An 18489-nucleotide genomic window follows, 5' to 3' on the forward strand; every position below is an offset into this window, starting at 1 on the left:
CATGCCAGGCTGGTGATCGCTTTCCTTTCAACCAGTTAGGCCGAAAAGCAGGGGTACAGGTGGACGTTTTCGTCCACCTGGGGGAGCCCATGGCGGACGTATCCGGCCACCTCAGCCAAGGGGCGCCCTGGCGTAGCACAAACGGCTCGGTCGCACCTTCATTCGCACCAGCGACAGCAGGAAGCCGAAGCCACACTGGTTGGGGTCCAGCACCGGTACGTAGCAGCCAAGGTCCTGCTCGATAAGCTTCGACAAGCGCTCGGCGACACCCATGAAGCCGGTACAGCCGAGCAACAGTGCCTGCGCGCCATCCTCATTGATGGCAGCCAGCCCGGCTTGCAATGCCTTGACCAGTACCACCTCCACATCACCCAACTGGGCTACCGGGCAGTCGATGGAACGGATGGAGGCAAAATTGATGCTCTGGCCATAATTGGCCACATGACCGCGTTGCAGGGCCAGGGTGCTCTGCAGGATGGTGATGATGGAAAACCGCTGACACAACCCCAGGGCACTGAACGCGGAGGTGGGGAAGCCGCCAATGATCGGGATATCGATCACTTCGCGGGCAGGCTCCACGCCGCACATGTCGAAATCGCTCAGCCAGATGCCGTCGAACCCCTGCTGCTCAAGGTGCTGTGCCAGGCGTACCACTGCCAGGGCGTTCTCGGCGAGATTCAGCCGGTTCTGGATACACGGGCTGCCCTGGTCGATGTTGTACACCTGGACCTCGACATCCGGGGGCACCACTGGGGCTATCGAGGCCAGCAGGCCCTCGTTGTAGTCGCTGCTGTTGACCGGTGCGAGAACCGCAATACGCAGGCTCATGGTCGTAACTCCTGCAGTTGCTCGATGCTTCGGTAAGCGCCCATGTAACCCAGGTCTGCCAGCAACTGCTCGAAGCTCCACGCGATCAACCCACCGGGCTGGCGTAGCGGCGCCGCCGCCTGCCAGCCGATCAGGCAGGCAGGGCGCCCGGCATAGCTCGGGTCCAGCGAGCCATCGGCGCGCACCAGGTCGCCGTTGGAGGCCAGTGCCGGCCCCGCACCTTCGAAGAACCAGGCAATGCTGTCCGGGGCCATGGCCAGCGGTTGCGGCTGGTGCTTGTCCCACAGCAACAGCGACTCGTTCTCGTAGCACAGGCGCAAGCTTCCTTCGTGGCTGTCGAGGTCGATGCGGCCGATGTCGAAGCCGCCCTGGGTAGTCACGCCGGCGTGGGTCAGGCGCGCATTGCGGGACAGGCAGCGGGCCATCAGGCCGAACTGGCCAAGCCAGTCGAGCACGGCCTGGCAAGTGTGCAGCTGCCCCGCAGCCAGGGCTCTGCCCAGCGCCAGGGCGCGGCTGAGGGTGCCGCGCATCGGCAGTGCGGAAGGCAGCTGGTCGGGGCTCATGCACCATAGCGCCAGGCCACCGAACTCACCGAACGCCGGCGAGCCGACCACAGGGCGCAACATTTGCTCGGCGATCACATTGGCGTTTTCAGCGTACCCCTGGGCCTTGGCCGGCGGCGTCACATTCAGCTCCACCACCAGTCCGCCCTGGCTGACCACGAACGCCGGCCGCGGCGGTATACCGGCAGCAGCGAAGGTGAGCATCGGCAATGAGGGCACCGCGCGTCCGGCGCCGTCCGCATCGACCACCGCCAGGCCCAGCTTGGCGGCGGCCAGGCACGCAACCAGAAAGCCCAGCGCGCCGCTTTCCGGCGGCACGACATAGGCAAGCTCGCGGCCCTGCTCATTCAGGCGCTGGCGCAAGCATTCCAGGGCCTGAATCGGCCCGAGGGGGTACTGGCAACGCCCGATCGTTTCCGGTGCACCCATGTACGCCACTACCGCGGCGTCGCCGGCACGGGCCTCATCCACCGTGACCACCCTGACGCGGTCGCGCGGGTAGAATTCCCCGACATTGAACGCGGCCAGCAAGTGCCGGGCCGACGCCAAGGTGCCGCCACCACCACTGCCAAAGAAACAACCACCGTTGATCAACGCTTGCAGATCCTTGTGCTCCAGCTCGAACGCCATGATCGTGCTCCTGCTTTCCGGTTGAGGGGGTCAGCTCGACAAACGTGCCAGCCAGCTACGCACGTTGCTGGCGGGCGGGTAGTCCAGTTGCGGGTCGAGGCCGCGAAGCGCACGCATCAGGATCGACTGCACCTGGGCGCCACGTTCGCTGCGTTCGAGCAACCGGGCCAATTCCAAGGCGGCATGCAGCCGCGCCGGCACCACGCCGAGGGTCAGCGCGGTGGACAAGGCGACGCGCAGGGTCGCCTCGGCTTCGCGGTCGTCGCCAAGCGCCAGCAGCGCCCGGCCGCGTAACAACATCAGTTCGCACAGGTAGGCACGCTCCTGATGGTCCTGGGCCAGGTCCAGGGCGACATCCACCAGTTCCAGGCAGGCCTCTGCGCGCCCGCCCAGCAACAGCACTTCGCCGCGCTTCCAGGCCTGGAAGCCGTGGAACAACAGGCCCCCGTTACGCAGCACATGCTGCTGGTAGCCTTCGGCAATGGCCTGTTCACCGGCTTCGTACTCACCCGATAGGCCCTGGTGATAGCCGCGCAGGATCATGCCCACGCCCCGGTAGAAGGAGAACTCGTGGCGCGCACTGAGCAGCTCCAGCTCGCGGGCCTGGCGCCCGAGTGCATCGCGCTCGCCCAGTACTGCGGCGAGCCAGGCCGCGCCCTGCAGGGCGACCGCGCGGTTGAAGGGGTTGTCGACCGCCTGCTCGGCGCGGGACTGCAAGCGGGCCAGCGCCTGGCGCGCCTGGCTGAACAGGCCCAGCTCGAAGGCGGCCAGGCCTTCGAAAGTGCGGGCCAGGCCCACCAGGTCCAGCCCTTGGTTCGATGGCCAACTGGCCTGGTCGTCCTCCAGCAGCCTGCCGCGCGTCAGGCAGGCCAGGCTTTCCTCGAAGTCGCCGAGCCAGAACAGGGTATTGGCCATGGCCAGGTGGGCCTCGATGCGCAGTGCCTCGCCACCGGCTATCTGCGCCTGCTGCAGCATCTGTTGTGCCGTAGCGCGGGCCTCTGCCAGTTCCAGGCCCATCAACAGAGTGGTCCACAGCCCGAACGACACCGACGCCATCTCTTGCGGCTGGCCTTGACGCGCGGCCAAGGCCTGGGCGTCCCGGTAGCTGGCCAGGCTGGTGATGCTCAACCAGCCCTCGATACTGCGAAAGCTAACTCCCAGTAACCGGTGCAACTCAAATTGCAAACGCCACAGGTCTTTGCCCTCGTAGACCCGCTCGGCCACTTCCAGGCCTTTCTGCAAAGGGCCCAGGGCGCCGCGGAAGTCGGCCCCGTCGATCAGCTTGCGGCCTTCGGCCAGGTAGCGCTCCACGGTCAGGCGCAAGTCCTGGCGCAACCGGACCCGCCTCTCGATCACCTTGCGGTTGACCCCCAACAGCTGCGCCGCAGCACTCTTGTTGCCGTTGCAGCGGTTCAGCGCATGCTCTATCAGCAGTGTCTCCACCGCTGCCAGTTTGTCCGGCCCCTCAAGCCCGAGCAGCGCTTCGGCCAGCTCTACGGCAGGCGCTGAGGCGGGCGAGGGCGGTACCAGCAATTGCTCGAGGGTTTCCCGATCGACCAGTGGTGACGGGGCCAGGGTGCCGATGCGATCGATCGAATTGCGCAGTTCGCGCACATTGCCAGGCCAGTCTCGTTGGCACAGCAGCTCCAGCGCTGCTGCATCGAAGCGCAGCGGTCGCCGTTGCTGGCGGCAAAAATGCTCGATCAGGTCCGGGATGTCCTCACGGCGCTCGTTCAGTCCCGGCAGTTCGAGCTCGAACACTGACAAGCGGTAGTACAGGTCTTCGCGAAAGCGCTCCTCGGCCACCAGGCGCTTGAGGTCACGGTGGGTGGCCGCCACCACCCTGCCGCGGAAGCGCCGGTTTTCGCTGCTACCAAGCGGCCGGTACTGCCCGGTTTCCAGCACCCGCAGCAGCTTCGGCTGTAGGGCCAGGGGCAGTTCGCCGATCTCATCGAGGAACAGTGTCCCCGCCCCAGCCATCTGCAGGTGGCCCATGCGCTCGCCAACCGCGCCGGTGAACGCGCCGCGGGCATGGCCAAACAGCTCGGACTCGAGCAGTGGCTCGGGTATTGCCCCGCAGTTGAGGTCGATGAATGGTTTGCCCGGCGCGCTCAGGCGGTGCAGTTGCTGGGCGATGACTTCCTTGCCGGCTCCCGTCGGGCCGAAGATCAGTACCGGCCGGTCGCTCTGCGCCACCCGCCGCAGCAAGGCCTGCAGCGCCTGCATGGCGGGCGAACGGCCAGGCACGCCATCCTCGTCGCCCGGGTGCGTGGTGCACAGTGGCTCCATGAGAATCCATCCTCGTTGGGGTGAGCCAGGCAATGAGGTATAGCAGAACGACGCGGCCGCTGCTGGTGTCCGGGCGGCCACCGGTCAGAACGTCGAAAATGCGCGCGACCAGCCCGCCAGAAACGATGGAAGCGGCGGCCGAGGCCACTGTCTGGTTGATTTGCTTTCGTGCAACGTCCATGCGGGCCGGCCCTTGCTGCGCCCCGCCAGGCCCTGCCACAGGGTGAAACCGACCAGCAAGGCGATGATCGACATGTTGAACGACCAGCCGATCCGAAGGCCCGCGTACACATTCGAGGGCGTCAGCAGAATGCCCAGCGCTACGCCGGTGAGCACCGCCCGCGGGCTCAGTTCACGTTCGATGCGAACCTGGGGAGGGGCGGTAGACGGGGCAGGTCTCATGGCAATCCCTTGTCGGAGTGGTAAGCGCGCTTTGCACAACTGAGCCACTGATGCCACAAAGGTTCACTGTCGCTTCTGGTTGTGAAAGGTGTCCAGCAACGGCCCGGAAGTGCTAGCGGCTACACCGTCGGGTCTCAAGAAAAGTGCTGCGCACAGGGGCCCGCTCTTGCTGACACTGCCGAATCAAGAGAGATTAGTTAAGTTATCCAAATTCGATAACTTTCCTAATCTTGGTATAAGTCAGGAGTGGGGCAAGCATTCATGGGATGTAGCCTCGCAGAGCCCCATCACCAGCGCTGATGTCGAAACCGCTTCAGAGCAGGCCATTGCCACACTGGATGAGAGCTTCTTCCGGGTGCGCTTTGACCGCCTTACGCTTGCGGAAAAGAAGTACCTGCGTGGCATGGCGGATCTGGGGGCCGGCCCTCATCGTTCTGGTGATATCGCCGCCAGCCTGGCGCGGAAGGTTTCCACGCTCGCACCACTGCGCAGTGCATTGATCGAGAAAGGGATGATCTACAGCCCGAACCACGGTGATACGGCGTTCACTGTGCCGCTTTTCGATGAGTTCATGCGGCGTATCATGCCGGGCGATGATTGGCGGATGGGCTAGCCTGCTTTACGGCGCTGCAAGCCGCAACCACAGGCAACGCTCCTCGGCCGGGACGCAAAAGCGTACCCGGCGCGAGCGCACGCACACCACGGTTCATTTCCCCCCCGACTGCCCAAACCGCTTGCGATACTCCGCCGGCGTAACCCCCACATGCTTCACGAACGCCCGCCGCAACGTATCCGCATTGGCAAACCCGCACAGCGCCGCCACCTGCTTCGGTGCCTCTCGCCCTGCCTCCAGCCGCACCCGCGCAGCATTCACCCGCGCCAGCTCCACCCACGCGGCCGGGGTCATTCCCACATCACTCTGAAACACCCGCGCAAAATGCCTCGGGCTCAGCCCAACCCGCGCGGCCAGGCTGGCAACCCCGTGGTCCAGTGCAGGGTTGGCGGCCACGTAACGCTGCAACCCCTGCAATGCCGAACGCCCAACCGGTGATGTCCCACCTTGCCGGCTGAACTGCAGCTGCCCGCCAGGCCGCTTGAAGTACATCACCAGATGCCCGGCCACCTGCCTGGCAATGTCGCGCCCCAGATCCTCTTCGACCAACGTCAGTGCCAGGTCCAGCCCGGCCGTTACCCCCGCAGCGGTACGCAGGTTGCCGTCATGCACCTGAATGGCATCGGCATCCACCTGCACCCGCGGATAACGCTCGGCCAACGGCTGCGCCACGGCCCAATGGGTGGTCACACGCCGTTCATCCAGCAACCCGGCAGCCGCCAGGGCAAACGCCCCCGTGCACACCGAGCCGTAACGTCGGCAAGCGCCCGCGCGTTGCTGCAGCCAGTCGAGAATGCCGGGGCGCAGGTATTGCTCGGCAGCCTGCGGTGTGCCGGCGACCAGCAGGGTGTCGATGGCTTCCAGGTCTTCGCCGATCCAGCCGTCGGCGACCAGGCGTGTACCGGAAGAGCTCACCAGCGGCCCCGGTTCGCAAGCCAGCAACAGCAGGCGATAGGCGTCACGGCCGGCCTGGCGGTTGGCTTCGGCGAATACATCGAGCGGGCCGCAGGCATCCAGCAGTTGTACGCCGGGCATGGCCAGTATGGCGACCGTGATGGGGGCAGAGGGCATGGTGGCTCCGGGCGTTGCGCCGCAAGTCCGTAATCCGCCGACAATGGCAGTATTTGGCTGTACAAGTCAATTGAGGACATTGGCCCATGACCGCAGACTGGGCTCGTCATCAACCCACCCAGGAGCGACCATGTCCTCATCCATCGCCGGTATCCAGGTGCCCGACAGCGCCATGGCTCGGGAAATCACCGAGCTCGTCCGTGACACGGCTTCCCCTTTGCTGTTCCACCACTCCAGCCGGGTGTTCTACTTCGCGGCCCTTGCCGGGCAGCGGCTTGGGCTGCGTTACGACAGTGAACTGCTGTACGCAGGCTGCATGTTCCATGACATGGGCCTGACCCATCAGCACAGCAGCGATTGCTGCCGCTTCGAGGTGGACGGTGCCAATGCGGCGCGCGATTTCCTCCAGCGCCACGGCGTGGACGAGCGCGATGTCGAGCGTGTGTGGACGGCGATCGCGCTGCATACCACGCCGGGCATTCCAGAGCACATGCACCCGCTGATCGCCCTGGTCACGGCGGGGGTGGAGACCGATGTGCTGGGGCTGCACCACGAAGGGCTGGAAATTGCCGCACGGGACGCCGTGGTCCAGGCGCACCCGCGTGGGGAAAGGTTCAAGGAGGCGATCATTCAGGCGTTTTACGACGGCATCCGGCACAAGCCGCAGACCACGTTTGGCAACGTGAAGGCGGATGTGATCGCGGACAAGGAGCCTGCATTCCGGCCTGGGAATTTCTGCAGCGTCATTCGGCAGTCCTGCTGGGCGAGCTGAGTAAAGCGGGCTGGTGCTGCCGGTGTTCGCAGGCCCTGGTGCCTGTCAGCTAAACAGATTGGGGCCGCTTTGCGGCCCTTCGCGGGCGTGCCCGCTCCCACAGGTTGCGCATTAGATCAAACCGGTGCTATCGAAGTGGGAGCTGGCTCGTCGAGCGCAGAGTCCGCCGCCGAGCGCTCGCGATTCGCCACCCCGAACGGCACATGCACCATCGGCAAATCCCCCGCCGGTGATTGCAAATGGCTGCGTTGGTCATCAAAGAACACATGCGGCTTCAGTATCGACAGCACCCTGGGTTTTTCCATCCCGCCCAGAAAGAAGCACTCGTCCGGCGATACGCCCCAGTCCTTCAGCGTCGTCACCACCCGCTCATGCGAAGGGGCATTGCGCGCCGTCACGATGGCAATCCGCAAGATGCGCTTGTACGCCGGGTCTTCGGCCAACTTGCGGTCCTCGAGCATGCGAATCAGCGAAAGCTTGCGGTACAGGTCCGCCAAGGGCCCCGGCGAATGCGGGATCCCCTTGCGCACACGTTCATGCTCCTGAAACTCGTCCAGGTTGTCGTCGCGCTTGTACACGCGCTCGGCCTCGTCATCGGCAATCACCCCGTCAAAGTCGAAGGCCACCCGCAATTCGGTGTCGATCTCGTCATCGTAGATGCGTGTCGGCAGCACCCGCCCGGCCGGGTAGTTGGCGTCGATGGCTTTCTGTACATCTTCCTCGTTGGCACTGAGGAACAGCGAGGCATTGAATGCCGGGATGTACTCGTAGGGCGAGCGGCCCGACATGAATGCCGCGCGGGTGATGTCCAGCTGGTAGTGGTTGATCGAGCGAAACACCCGCAGGCCGGTCTCCGGCGAATTGCGCGACAGCAGCACCACCTCCACCGGCAACTGCTCGGGGAAGGCCTGGTTGATGCTCAGGAAGCGGCGAATGAACGGGAACGCCACGCCCTTGGGGAAGGGTGCGTCCAGGTTCTGCTGCTGGTGCTGACGGTAAGCCTCGACGCCCTCGGTCTGGTAGATGTCGTCCGAGACGGTGAGGTCGAACAGCGCACTCGAAGCAACGCCGATGACCAGTTTCTGTTCGATGGGGTAGGGCATGAAACAACTCCTGCGTGAGCTGAAGGCAAGTGTACCCGTGCGCTGTGACGAAAGCCCTCAGTACCCACAGGCGCTATCGGCATCAGATGAGGATGTAGTCACTACGCACCATCAGCGGCTCATGCGCCCCTTCGACCAGGTGCACGAACTGCCCTGCCACCTGGTCGATCGCCAGGCAGTCGTCGACATCCAGCAAGGCATCGGTATGCGGCTTCAGCCAGTCCGCCTGCATGCGTTGCTTGCCCAGGGCCTTGGCCTCGGTCTTGCTGTGGGCGGTGACCAGCAGGTAGCGGTGCGCCTCGCCGAATACCTCCCGTTCGTAGCCACCGAGGTTGATGAAGTACAGACGCAGGGCACCAGGGGCAGGGGCGTGCGGGCGCAGTTCGATGCGCTGGCCGTCGACACCATGCACTTCCAGCCATGAATCGATGTGCAAACCTTTCGGGCTGCCGAACCAGGCCTGGCGCAACTGCGGGTAGGCCTGTTCGAAGGTGTCGGCCAGGGCGAACACCACATCGTGAACTTCGATCTTGGCGCCGGGGTGGCGGCCTCCGAGCATGACGACGTAAAGCATGGGCGGTCCTTTGCATGGTGGATGTAAAAGTGCGGCATTGTACTGCCAGATCAGCGGATGCCGCATGGATCCAGTGGCCCCTTGTAGGAGCGGCCTTGTGTCGCGAAAGGGCCGCAAAGCGGCCCCTGGATTTCAGCAACTGTGCATAGTCTGTTGGGGCTGCTCTGCAGCCCTTTCGCGACACAAGGCCGCTCCTACAAGGCGCTGGGCATGCCTGACAGTTGCTCCACCAGAAAATCCACGAACACCCGCACCCGCGCCGGCATCGCCGGGCCGCCGACGAACACCGCATGGATCGGCTCGCGATCACCGGGGTTGTACGCCTGCAGCAACGGCACCAGCTGCCCGTTGGCCAGGTCATCGGCCACGGTAAAGGTACCGATGCGCGCCACGCCGGCGCCGAGCCTGGCCAGATGCGCCAGGGCCTCGCCGCTGCTGCATTCGATATTGCCCGTCACCTTCAACGAGAATGCCTGCCCGTCGCGACGGAACGGCCAGTCGGGTGCGGCGCGGCGGAAGTTGAAACGCAGGCAGTTGTGCCGGGCCAGGTCCTCTGGCACAAGCGGGGTACCGCAGCGCGCCAGGTACTCGGGCGAGGCGACGATCACCTGGCCGGTTTCGCCAATGGCACGGGCGCTCAACGAGCTGTCCGGCAGGTGGCCGAAGCGCAGCGCCACATCGGCCTGGCCGCCGAGAATGTCGGCCACTTCGTCGCTGAGGGTAAGGTCGACCAGCACCTGCGGGTAGCGCGCGCTGAACGCCGCCAGCAACGGCACCACGGTCAGCCGGCCATGGCCCAGTGCTGCGCTGACCCGCAAGCGCCCGCGGGGCACACCCTGGTCGGTGATGGCCTCTTCCACTTCGAGCATGTCGGCCAGCACCCGCCGTGCACCGCGCAGATACGCTTCGCCCTCAGGCGTGAGGGTGATCGCCCGGGTGGTACGCAGCAGCAGGCGGGTGCCCAGGCGCTGTTCGGTCCGCGCGAGGATGCGGCTCACCGCCGAAGGCGTCAGGCCCAGCGCGCGGGCGGCGGCGGACAGGCTGCCCTCCTGGGCCACCTTGGCAAATATTTCCATCTCTCCGGATCTTCCACTGAAGTCCATTTGTGCCTCTTGAGCAAAGGTGGTTCGCAAAAATGCAGTCTAGTGCGGCTCAGCTTCGGATCGTAGCATTTGCAGCACAGATAAGGAGCTTGCCATGCGTATCAATCCACCTCTTGTCGCACTCGCCATCGGTGCCTTCGGCATCGGTGTCACCGAGTTCGCCCCCATGGGCATGTTACCCAGCATCGCCACCGATCTTGGCGTCTCCATCCCCGCAGCCGGGCTGTTGGTCAGTGCCTATGCAATCGGTGTGCTGATCGGTGCACCGCTGATGACCCTGGCCACGGTGAAGATCCCGCGGCGTTACCTGCTGATCGGGTTGATGGCCATCTTCACCCTCGGCAACCTGATGTCGGCCCTGGCCAGCGACTATGCCAGCCTGCTGGTCGCCCGTGTGGTCACCTCGCTGAACCACGGTGCGTTCTTCGGCATCGGCTCTATCGTCGCGGCCAGCGTGGTGCCGCCCGAGAAGCGCGCCGGTGCCGTGGCCGCCATGTTCATGGGGTTGACCCTGGCCACCATCGGCGGTGTGCCGCTGGCGACCTGGTTCGGTGAAATGCTGGGGTGGCGTACGGCGTTCTGGGGCATCGCCGGGCTCGGCTTGGTGGCAATGACAACCCTCTGGTACGCACTACCCGATGTGCCGTCGCCCAAGGGTGGCGGGGCCATGGCCGAAATCCGCGTGCTGGGCCACGGGCCGGTGCTGGCGGCGTTGCTGCTGACCGTGGTGGGCTCCAGTGCGATGTTCACGGTATTCACCTATATCGCGCCGATCCTGCAGAGCGAGGCGGCAGCGTCCACCACCTTCGTCACGGCCATGCTGGTGTTGTTCGGTGTCGGCCTGACCTTGGGCAACGTGTGGGGTGGCAAGGCCGCGGACCGCTCGATCGACCGTACCCTGATGCTGTCGTTGGCCGTGCTGATTGCGGTGTTGCTGGTGTTCCCGCTGGTGATGGACTGGCCGCTGCCGACTGCGCTGGCGATCCTGGTGTGGGGCGCTGCCAGCTTTGCCCTGGTGCCGCCGCTGCAAATGCGGGTGATGGAGGCGGCCAAGGATGCGCCCAACCTGGCGTCGGCGGTGAATATTGGTGCGTTCAACCTGGGTAACGCGATAGGTGCGGCGCTGGGTGGAGCGGTGATCAATGCCGGGCTTGGGTATTCGGCGGTTTCCCTGGCGGGGGCGGCGATGGCGGTTTTGGGCCTGGTGATGGTGCTGCTGTTCGCTTGGCGGGGGCGGGCGGGGGCTGCGGCGAGTCAAGTTGCTGTGTAACAGGTGGAGATCTTCGGGGGCGCTTTGCGCCCCATCGCGACACAAGGCCGCTCCTACAGGAAACCGCGATTCCTTGTAGGAGCGGCCTTGTGTCGCGATGGGCTGCAAGGCAGCCCCACAGTCTTGCCCATCACGGCGTACCGTTGCGGCCATGCAGGTGATAGGCAGGGCGCTCGCTCAGCCGCTCGTAATAGTCGCGCACGGCCGGCAGGTGCGGGTGCTCGAAGGGCGTTTCGAACCAGCGGTTGACCGACAGGCCAATGGGGATGTCGGCCAAGGTGAACTGGCTGCCGGCCACGTAGGCACCGGTGCTTGCCAGCTGGCGGTCGAGAATGTGCATGTAGCGCGCCCAGTCCGCGCAGCCGGCGGCCAGGGCCTGTGGGTCCTGGTGGGCCGGCGAGTGCCTGACCAGCGACATGAACGCGTAGCTCCAGGAACGGTTGAGGTCCGAGGCCTGCCAGTCAATCCACTGGTCGATCCTGGCCCGCGCCTGCGCCTCGGCCGGGTAGAACGCGGTGGCACCATAGCGCGTGGCCAGGTAGCGGATGATGCTGTTGGATTCCCACAGGGTGAAGTCGCCATCCTGGATCACCGGGATCATGGCGTTCGGGTTCAACGCAAGGAATTCGGCGCTGTCCGTGGGCTTGAAGCCCGCCCCCCAGTCTTCGCGCTCGAACGCGACCTCGAACTCGGCGCATGCCCACAGGACTTTTCGCACATTGATGGAGGAGGCTCTGCCCAATATCCGTAGCATGGTGTTCATCCTTGTGAGGGGAGATTGATCGTCCGTCACTGCCGCTTGCCGGTCAAGAGCCAGCGTGGTGGCGGAGCGTCCTCTTTGTAGGGTTCTTGTAGTCCATTTCCGAAAGTAAGCCTTTCCACCCCCAAGGTTATTGTGGCGGGGCAGGCAGCGCCCTAGTCTCGGCACGCTCGTAACCCGAGGAAATGGACATGGACAAAGACACTCCGAAAGAAAGCGGCAATCTCAATGTCGTGCGTGCAGCGGGCCGTTTTGGCAACGGCGGTGCCGAACTGGTGCAGATGAACGCGCAGTTGCCGATGCGCACGGCATTGATGGAGGCCTCGAGCATCATGGGCTGCATTACCGAACTCACCCGCAAGGCCATCGACCGGCCCGGTGACCGCAAGGCGATGATGCAGGCCACGTACTACCTGGCAGGCATGGCCAAGGCGCTGATCGACGGCCAGTTGCAGCAGTTGCGCCAGGCTCGGGGAGGCGAGCAGGAGCCTTAGTCAGGCTTGCCTGGGGACCATGAACTTGGCACCCTTGGTCAGTTTGAATCTCTGTATCACGACAGAAGGAAGTTCGCATTGAGCTGGGACAAGGTGGGGAAACTCCTCGTAGCCGTGCTGCTTGGCCTGATGGTCCTGCTGGCCGCCTATGGGTTGCTCAGGGGTAACCCGCGCCTGGAGGCATCGCTGACCTATGCCTACCTCACCTATCCCAGCCAGTTCAGCGAACGCATCACCAAAGCCAGTGAACAGCTCAAGTACGAGCAGTTGCAGGGGCGTATCAATGCCATCAGCGAGGGCGGGCTGAGCCACGATCAGGTCGAGCGGCTGATCGAAATGGCCCAGGCGCCGTATGCCCAGCTGTTCGCCAAGCCCTTCGAGGCCGGGTTGGTCGACCACCGTACCGGTCTGCTCATCGAGCTGCGCAACCGTGGTGATGCGCAAGTGCGCCAGGTGAAAATCCGCCTGCCGGCGAAAGGCCTGGTGCAGGTGCGCGATGCAGCTGGCAATGACACCATCGTGGAAACCTCCACCATGCAAGCGGATATCCCCACCATCGAGCCGGGCGGCGTATGCAAGGTATGGGTGTATTTCGATGCAGACTATTCGCAGATCCGCCAGGGCGGGGTCAGCATCAGTCACGCCGATGGCAAGGCTGACATACAGGTTTACCGCGAGGTCATCGGTTTCCCGGCCTGGGTGGCCCGCTACAGCCGCGAGCTGATGATGCTGCTGGGCGTATTGGCGGCCAGCGTTTTGGGCCTGGGGTATGCCTGCCTGTCGCGCCGTAACCCGCACTGAACGCCTCACCAGTAGGAGCAGCCTTGTGCTGCGAAGAGGCCGGTACTGACTGAACATGTGTATCGCCTGTACCGGCCTCTTCGCAGCACAAGGCTGCTCCTACAAGGAGTTGTGCAGGCTGTCAGTGAGCCATACTGCGTCCCAGTGTGGATAATCGCCAATCTCTGCTACCAGGCCAGCCCGCAGAGGGTTGGCAACGATGTATCGGGCTACCTTGCGCACATCATCTTCCTGGCGCAGCGCTCGGTCATGAAACCCGCGTTGCCAGACTGGGCCCGGGCTCACGCCCGCCTTGCACAGTGCCGTACCAGATCGCGATTTGAACTGTCGCATCAGGCTGCTCAATGTGACGGCACGCAGCTCCACCAGCCAATGCAAGTGGTCAGGCATCAGCACCCAGGCAAGTGAGCGGCAAGCGCCAAGGCGTTCCGTCTGCCTCAGCTCACTGATGACCAGGCGAGCTGTACGAAGATCCTGAAACAGTGGCTTGCGTGCATGGGTGACAGTGGTCAGCAGGTACAGCCTGCCAGGCTCTGAAAAACGCCCCCGACCTAGCCGGTTGGCCTCAGCACGATCCATGTAATCTTCCTCGCATCCGTTCCGTGTGGGATACCTACAATAGAGATCCCAGACGCTACCGACGTTGGCAGATCGTTACCCGTTTTTTCAGTCATACACATTTGTAGGAGCAGCCTTGTGCTGCGAAGAGGCCGGTACGAGCGATACACATGTTTGGTCAGTACCGGCCTCTTCGCAGCACAAGGCTGCTCCTACAGGTCAGTGCCCAATGGCACTGGTAGTCAGTGACTCGCCACGGGGTTGGTGTTCTTGCCGGTCAACAACCACCCTCGTGCAGCGCCAGGCTCTGGCGCAACTGCACGAGCATGGCCTGTCGCAATGCCTGCGGCGCCTGCACGCGGATCGAGCCGGCCTGGGACAGCAGCCAGCCCATCAGCGAGCGGTTGTCGTCGACGGTAGCTACCAGGGTGGCACCACCTTCCGCCTGCAGCGTCAGTTGCATATCTGCCGACAGCGGCGACGCCTCAAGGCGCCGGGCAAGGGCATCATCGACCCAGGCGTGCAACTCGACCTGTTCCGCAGGTGTGAGCGCATCGGGCTGCAGCTGTTTCGCTTCGCCAGGGCTCAGGCCCGCTTGCCAGTACCAGCCGTAGGGCATGCCTTTGCTGTTGCACTGCAGCGGGAACAGTGCCGCGAGTTCGACCAGGTCGCGTTCGACCGTGCGTTTGCTGGTGATATGGCCAACGGTGGTCAGGGCGGCCTGCAACTGGGTGGAACTCATCCCCGGGTGACGGCCTGGCAGCAGCTTGAGCAACTGCCATTGGCGGGCGATGGTGTGGCGGGTAGGGTGGCTGGGCAAAGGGCTCGTCCTTGAAGGCAGGCACGAAGCCTGCCTAAGTAGTGGCGTTTAGCTATTGCTCAGCATACCTTGTAGCAGAATGGGATCCAAGTTTTCGCATTTAGCGTTCAGTCCAGGCGCGTCACCCATTTGCCTGTGCCTTGGCCCTCTTTCAGCTGCCGCAGAGCCTGTGGCAAAGCAGAGAAGGTGAACTCGCGGCGCTGTGGCACCTTCGGGAACCTTGGCCAAGGCCTGCCAGGCGGTCAGGGCGGGGCAGGGCACGGCGGCCGCGGCGGTGTCGCTGAGCGCGCTGTGGATATGCATGACCAGGCTTGCATCGAGCAGGCAGAGCTCGGCAAAACTGCCGTCACGCGCCAGCGATTGGGTGCGGGTCCTTTCGAGACGGGTGTGGGCTGCAAAGCAGCCCCAATTCACTTAGCCGGGGGGGTTCGCCAAGGCTTCCAAGCCACCTTCATAGATGGCCTTGAACAGCGCTTCGGTCGCTTGGTAGCCGGGGTTGAATTCAGATAGCCAGGCTGTCGACCACGCCGCCGTCGACCCGCAGCGCTGCACCGGTGGTGGCGGGCGTGCCCGCGAATGCGTCTGTCAGGCAACACAAAAGATTGACCCTTTCGCAACAGCCCAGTCGCAACCTTTGCTTCCAGATCAAAACTCATTGTCCCGCGCCCATCTTTTTCCCATCCCCACGTCCCCCCGAGAATCCACCCATCCCAACCTTCCACAGGTGATTCTCAAATGCCTCTCGCCTTGTTAGCCCTGACCCTGGCGGCCTTCGCCATCGGCACCACGGAGTTCGTGATCGTCGGCCTCATCCCGACCATCGCCAATGACCTGGCAGTGACACTGCCTTCGGCCGGCCTGCTGGTAAGCCTTTACGCCCTCAGCGTCGCCATCGGCGCGCCCCTGCTCACCGCCATGACCGGTCGCGTCCCGCGCAAGCTGCTGCTGGTCGGCCTGATGGCGCTGTTCACCGCCGGTAACCTGGTAGCCTGGCAGGCGCCCAGCTACGAATCGCTGATCATGGCGCGCATCCTCACCGGCCTGGCCCACGGGGTGTTCTTCTCGGTGGGCTCGATCATCGCCACCAGCCTGGTGCCGAAAGAAAAAGCCGCCAGCGCCATCGCCACCATGTTCAGTGGCATGACCGTGGCCTTCGTCACCGGTATCCCGCTGGGTACCTTCATCGGCCAGCACTTCGGCTGGCGCGTGACCTTCCTGGTGGTGGCTGCCTTCGGCCTGGTGGCGCTGCTCGGCGCACTGCTGTTCGTGCCCAAGCGCATCCAGCACAGCCAGCCGGCACCGCTGCTGCGCCAACTGCGGGTGATGCTGCAACCGCGCCTGCTGCTGGTGTATGCCATGACTGCCGTGGGTTACGGCGGCTCGCTGATCGCCTTTACCTTCCTTGCCCCGATCCTGCAGGACCTCGCCGGCTTCGGCGCCAACAGCGTCGCCCTGGTGCTGCTCGCCTACGGTGTTTCGGTTGCCCTGGGCAACATCTGGGGCGGCCGCCTGGCCGACCGCAAAGGCCCGGTCAAGGCACTGTCGATCATCTTCCTGCTGCTGGCCGTGGTGCTGCTGGCGCTGACCTTCACCGCGCCGCATCCGGTACTGGTGGTAATCACCGTACTGGCCTGGGGCGCGGTGGCCTTCGGCAATGTGCCGGGCCTGCAGGTGTACGTGGTGCAGCAGGCGGAAAAGGTCGCCCCCGACGCAGTCGACGTGGCTGCCGGTTTCAACATCGCCGCATTCAACCTGGGTGTGGCCGGTGGCTCCTGGGGCGGTGCCCAGGTAGTGCAACAGCTCGGCCTCGGCCACACCCCATGGATTGCCGCGCTGGTCACCCTCGGTGCCCTGGCCCTGACCCTGTACAGCGGCCGCCTCGACCGCCGCGTACCTGCCCAGCCACAACCTGTCGTCAGCCGCGCCTGACCCCTGATTCGCCTTACGGAGATGCTCGCAATGGCTCAAGATCCACTGTTCCAACCCCTGCAATTCGGCGCCCTTAACCTGGCCAACCGCGTGCTGATGCCACCGATGACCCGCTCCCGCGCTGCCCAGCCTGGCGATGTACCGACCGCGCTGATGGCCGAGTACTACGCACAACGCGCCAGTGCCGGGCTGATCGTCAGTGAAGGCACCTGGATCTCGCCACTGGGCAAGGGTTACGCCCGCACCCCGGGTATCCACACCCAGGCGCAGATCGACGGCTGGCGCCTGGTCACCGAGGCTGTGCATGCCGCGGGCGGGCGCATGTTCGCCCAGCTCTGGCACGTCGGCCGCCTCAGCCACAGCAGCCTGCTTGGTGGCCAGGCACCGGTGTCGTCCTCGGCGATGCAGGCTGAAGGCGTGAATGTGTTCATCGACAATGCCGACGGCACGCCAGGCTTTGTCCAGGCTTCCAAGCCGCGCGCGTTGAGCGAAGCGGAAATTGCCGAGACCATCGAGCAATACCGCCAGGCTGCGCGCAACGCCATGGCCGCCGGTTTTGATGGTGTCGAGTTGCACGCGGCCAACGGTTACCTGGTCAACCAGTTCCTCGATTCCGGCGCCAACGACCGCACCGACCGCTTCGGCGGTTCGCTGGAAAACCGCCTGCGTTTCCTCGACCTGGTCACCCGTGCGCTGGTCGAAGGTACCGGCGACGCCCAGCGTGTAGGCGTACGCCTGGCGCCGCTGACCACGCTCAATGGCTGTGTCGACGCCGACCCGGTCACCACCTATACCGCAGCGGCCAAGCGCCTGGGTGAAATCGGCATCGGCTACCTGCACATTGCCGAAGCCGACTGGGATGACGCGCCGGACATGCCGGTGGACTTCAAGCAACAGCTGCGGGCGGTGTTCCCCGGGGTGATGGTGTATGCCGGCAAATACACCGGCGAACGTGCACGGCGCGCGCTGGAGGAGGGCTGGGCTGACCTGGTCGGCTTCGGCCGGCCATTCGTGGCCAACCCGGACCTGCCGGCGCGGCTGAAACTGAATGCGCCCCTGGCCGAGCACGAACGTGCCACGCTGTTCGGTGGTGATGCCCATGGCCTGACCGACTATCCGGTCATGGCAACAGCCTGACCCCGACCGCTCCTCATGGAACTGCAAATGACTCATTGAGTTAGCAGGGACCCTGTGGGAGCGGCTTTAGCCGCGAACACCGGCGCAGCCGGTGCCATGCACCGCGTTGGATTCAAAGGGCTGGTCGATCTCCCACAAAGACGGCATTTCGCCTGTCGTGTCTCACCTCTATGCTTGAGCAGTGACGACTTGTTTGTGTCCTATATATGGACCAAAATATGGCTCTCTATTGAGGGTGCAAACATGCAAAACATATTCGCTGACGTGGCCGTAAGCGTGTCGGAACTGAAAAAGAACCCATCCGCGGTGATGACCGGCGCTGCGGGTATGCCCGTCGCCGTGCTCAATCACAACCGCGTGATGGGTTACATGGTGCCGGCCGAACTGTACGAGGCCATGATGGAGCGCTTGGAAGATCTCGAATTGAGCGAACTGGCCAAGTCGAGGTTGGGTGAAAAAGGCGTACCGGTTTCCCTGGATGACCTATAAACTCGAATTCCTGCCTTCGGCACTGAAAGAGTGGGGCAAGCTAGGCCACACCGTGCGCGAACAGATCAAGAAAAAACTCGCCGAGCGCCTGCAGTCACCCAAGGTACAGGCCGACGCGCTGCGTGACCTGCCGAACCACTACAAAATCAAGCTCAAGGCCTCTGGATATCGCCTCGTCTATCGAGTCGAGGACGAGCGGATCGTTGTAGTGGTGGTATCGGTTGGCAAACGCGAGCGTAGCGAGGTGTATCGATCCGCTCAGAAGCGGTAAACGCCATCATGG

General features: G+C 64.2%; 19 protein-coding genes and 1 pseudogene. 9 read left to right on the forward strand and 11 right to left on the reverse strand.

Annotated elements, in window-relative coordinates:
• Positions 1-111 precede the first annotated feature (111 nt).
• The 4 genes and pseudogenes from GEV38_RS11155 to GEV38_RS11170 form a co-directional block, all read right to left on the reverse strand.
• Positions 112-828: an aspartate/glutamate racemase family protein gene (locus tag GEV38_RS11155; RefSeq protein ID WP_054572961.1), complete on the reverse strand. Its 717-nt coding sequence runs from the start codon at positions 826-828 to the stop codon at positions 112-114.
• Positions 825-2021: a DUF917 family protein gene (locus GEV38_RS11160; RefSeq protein WP_054572960.1), complete on the reverse strand. Its 1197-nt coding sequence runs from the start codon at positions 2019-2021 to the stop codon at positions 825-827. The genes GEV38_RS11155 and GEV38_RS11160 overlap by 4 nt, the downstream gene beginning before the upstream one ends.
• A gap of 30 nt (positions 2022-2051) precedes the next feature.
• Entirely contained in the window at positions 2052-4310 is a 2259-nt protein-coding gene (locus tag GEV38_RS11165; protein WP_054572959.1) for a sigma-54-dependent Fis family transcriptional regulator, read from the reverse strand.
• Between the two features lie 67 nt (positions 4311-4377).
• Positions 4378-4712: pseudogene (locus tag GEV38_RS11170) on the reverse strand (OPT/YSL family transporter); the annotation flags it as partial.
• A 166-nt stretch (positions 4713-4878) separates the two neighbouring features.
• On the opposite strand from GEV38_RS11170, the gene GEV38_RS11175 reads away from it, so the two are divergent.
• Positions 4879-5325 (forward strand): hypothetical protein, encoded by a 447-nt coding sequence (locus tag GEV38_RS11175; RefSeq protein ID WP_015269926.1) that lies wholly within the window; start codon positions 4879-4881, stop codon positions 5323-5325.
• 93 nt (positions 5326-5418) lie between these two features.
• On the opposite strand, the gene GEV38_RS11180 is transcribed toward GEV38_RS11175, so the two are convergent.
• Positions 5419-6396, reverse strand: a complete 978-nt coding sequence (locus GEV38_RS11180) for a GlxA family transcriptional regulator (RefSeq protein ID WP_054572957.1) — start codon at positions 6394-6396, stop codon at positions 5419-5421.
• A 130-nt stretch (positions 6397-6526) separates the two neighbouring features.
• On the opposite strand from GEV38_RS11180, the gene GEV38_RS11185 reads away from it, so the two are divergent.
• Complete coding sequence (locus GEV38_RS11185) at positions 6527-7168, forward strand: HD domain-containing protein (protein WP_015269928.1); 642 nt, start codon at positions 6527-6529, stop codon at positions 7166-7168.
• A gap of 116 nt (positions 7169-7284) precedes the next feature.
• On the opposite strand, the gene GEV38_RS11190 is transcribed toward GEV38_RS11185, so the two are convergent.
• The 3 genes from GEV38_RS11190 to GEV38_RS11200 all read right to left on the reverse strand — a co-directional run bounded on the left by GEV38_RS11190 (position 7285) and on the right by GEV38_RS11200 (position 9948).
• Positions 7285-8271, reverse strand: a complete 987-nt coding sequence (locus GEV38_RS11190) for a 5'-nucleotidase (protein ID WP_054572956.1) — start codon at positions 8269-8271, stop codon at positions 7285-7287.
• A gap of 82 nt (positions 8272-8353) precedes the next feature.
• Positions 8354-8845 carry a DUF1543 domain-containing protein gene (locus GEV38_RS11195; protein WP_013972028.1) on the reverse strand — a complete coding sequence of 164 codons (492 nt, stop codon included), beginning with the start codon at positions 8843-8845 and terminating at the stop codon, positions 8354-8356.
• Positions 8846-9039: 194 nt separating this feature from the next.
• Positions 9040-9948, reverse strand: coding sequence for a LysR family transcriptional regulator (locus tag GEV38_RS11200; RefSeq protein WP_054572955.1), 909 nt, complete (start codon positions 9946-9948; stop codon positions 9040-9042).
• Positions 9949-10042: 94 nt separating this feature from the next.
• Between GEV38_RS11200 and GEV38_RS11205 the strand changes: the two genes are divergently transcribed.
• A complete protein-coding gene (locus GEV38_RS11205; RefSeq protein WP_015269930.1) occupies positions 10043-11218 on the forward strand; it encodes an MFS transporter in 1176 nt (391 codons plus the stop codon).
• 130 nt (positions 11219-11348) lie between these two features.
• On the opposite strand, the gene GEV38_RS11210 is transcribed toward GEV38_RS11205, so the two are convergent.
• Positions 11349-11972, reverse strand: a complete 624-nt coding sequence (locus GEV38_RS11210) for a glutathione S-transferase family protein (protein ID WP_054572954.1) — start codon at positions 11970-11972, stop codon at positions 11349-11351.
• 197 nt (positions 11973-12169) lie between these two features.
• Between GEV38_RS11210 and GEV38_RS11215 the strand changes: the two genes are divergently transcribed.
• Positions 12170-12472, forward strand: a complete 303-nt coding sequence (locus tag GEV38_RS11215; protein WP_015269932.1) for a DUF3077 domain-containing protein — start codon at positions 12170-12172, stop codon at positions 12470-12472.
• A 78-nt stretch (positions 12473-12550) separates the two neighbouring features.
• Complete coding sequence (locus GEV38_RS11220) at positions 12551-13273, forward strand: hypothetical protein (protein ID WP_015269933.1); 723 nt, start codon at positions 12551-12553, stop codon at positions 13271-13273.
• Positions 13274-13372: 99 nt separating this feature from the next.
• Here GEV38_RS11220 and GEV38_RS11225 read toward each other — a convergent pair whose 3' ends face one another.
• Positions 13373-13852, reverse strand: coding sequence for a transposase (locus GEV38_RS11225; protein WP_015269934.1), 480 nt, complete (start codon positions 13850-13852; stop codon positions 13373-13375).
• A gap of 256 nt (positions 13853-14108) precedes the next feature.
• Positions 14109-14651 (reverse strand): WYL domain-containing protein, encoded by a 543-nt coding sequence (locus GEV38_RS11230; RefSeq protein ID WP_054572953.1) that lies wholly within the window; start codon positions 14649-14651, stop codon positions 14109-14111.
• A 735-nt stretch (positions 14652-15386) separates the two neighbouring features.
• Here GEV38_RS11230 and GEV38_RS11235 point away from each other — a divergent pair.
• From GEV38_RS11235 to GEV38_RS11250, 4 genes are all read left to right on the forward strand, one after another.
• On the forward strand, positions 15387-16580 hold the full coding sequence (locus GEV38_RS11235; protein ID WP_015269936.1) for an MFS transporter: 1194 nt from the start codon (positions 15387-15389) through the stop codon (positions 16578-16580).
• A gap of 30 nt (positions 16581-16610) precedes the next feature.
• Positions 16611-17717 (forward strand): alkene reductase, encoded by a 1107-nt coding sequence (locus tag GEV38_RS11240; RefSeq protein ID WP_054572951.1) that lies wholly within the window; start codon positions 16611-16613, stop codon positions 17715-17717.
• 243 nt (positions 17718-17960) lie between these two features.
• Positions 17961-18206 (forward strand): type II toxin-antitoxin system Phd/YefM family antitoxin, encoded by a 246-nt coding sequence (locus tag GEV38_RS11245; protein WP_013972043.1) that lies wholly within the window; start codon positions 17961-17963, stop codon positions 18204-18206.
• Entirely contained in the window at positions 18196-18477 is a 282-nt protein-coding gene (locus GEV38_RS11250; RefSeq protein WP_003259987.1) for a type II toxin-antitoxin system RelE/ParE family toxin, read from the forward strand. The genes GEV38_RS11245 and GEV38_RS11250 overlap by 11 nt, the downstream gene beginning before the upstream one ends.
• Positions 18478-18489: the final 12 nt, after the last annotated feature.

Source organism: Pseudomonas sp. 13159349, assembly GCF_013305685.1.
GTDB classification, from domain to species: Bacteria; Pseudomonadota; Gammaproteobacteria; order Pseudomonadales; family Pseudomonadaceae; genus Aquipseudomonas; species Aquipseudomonas asiatica.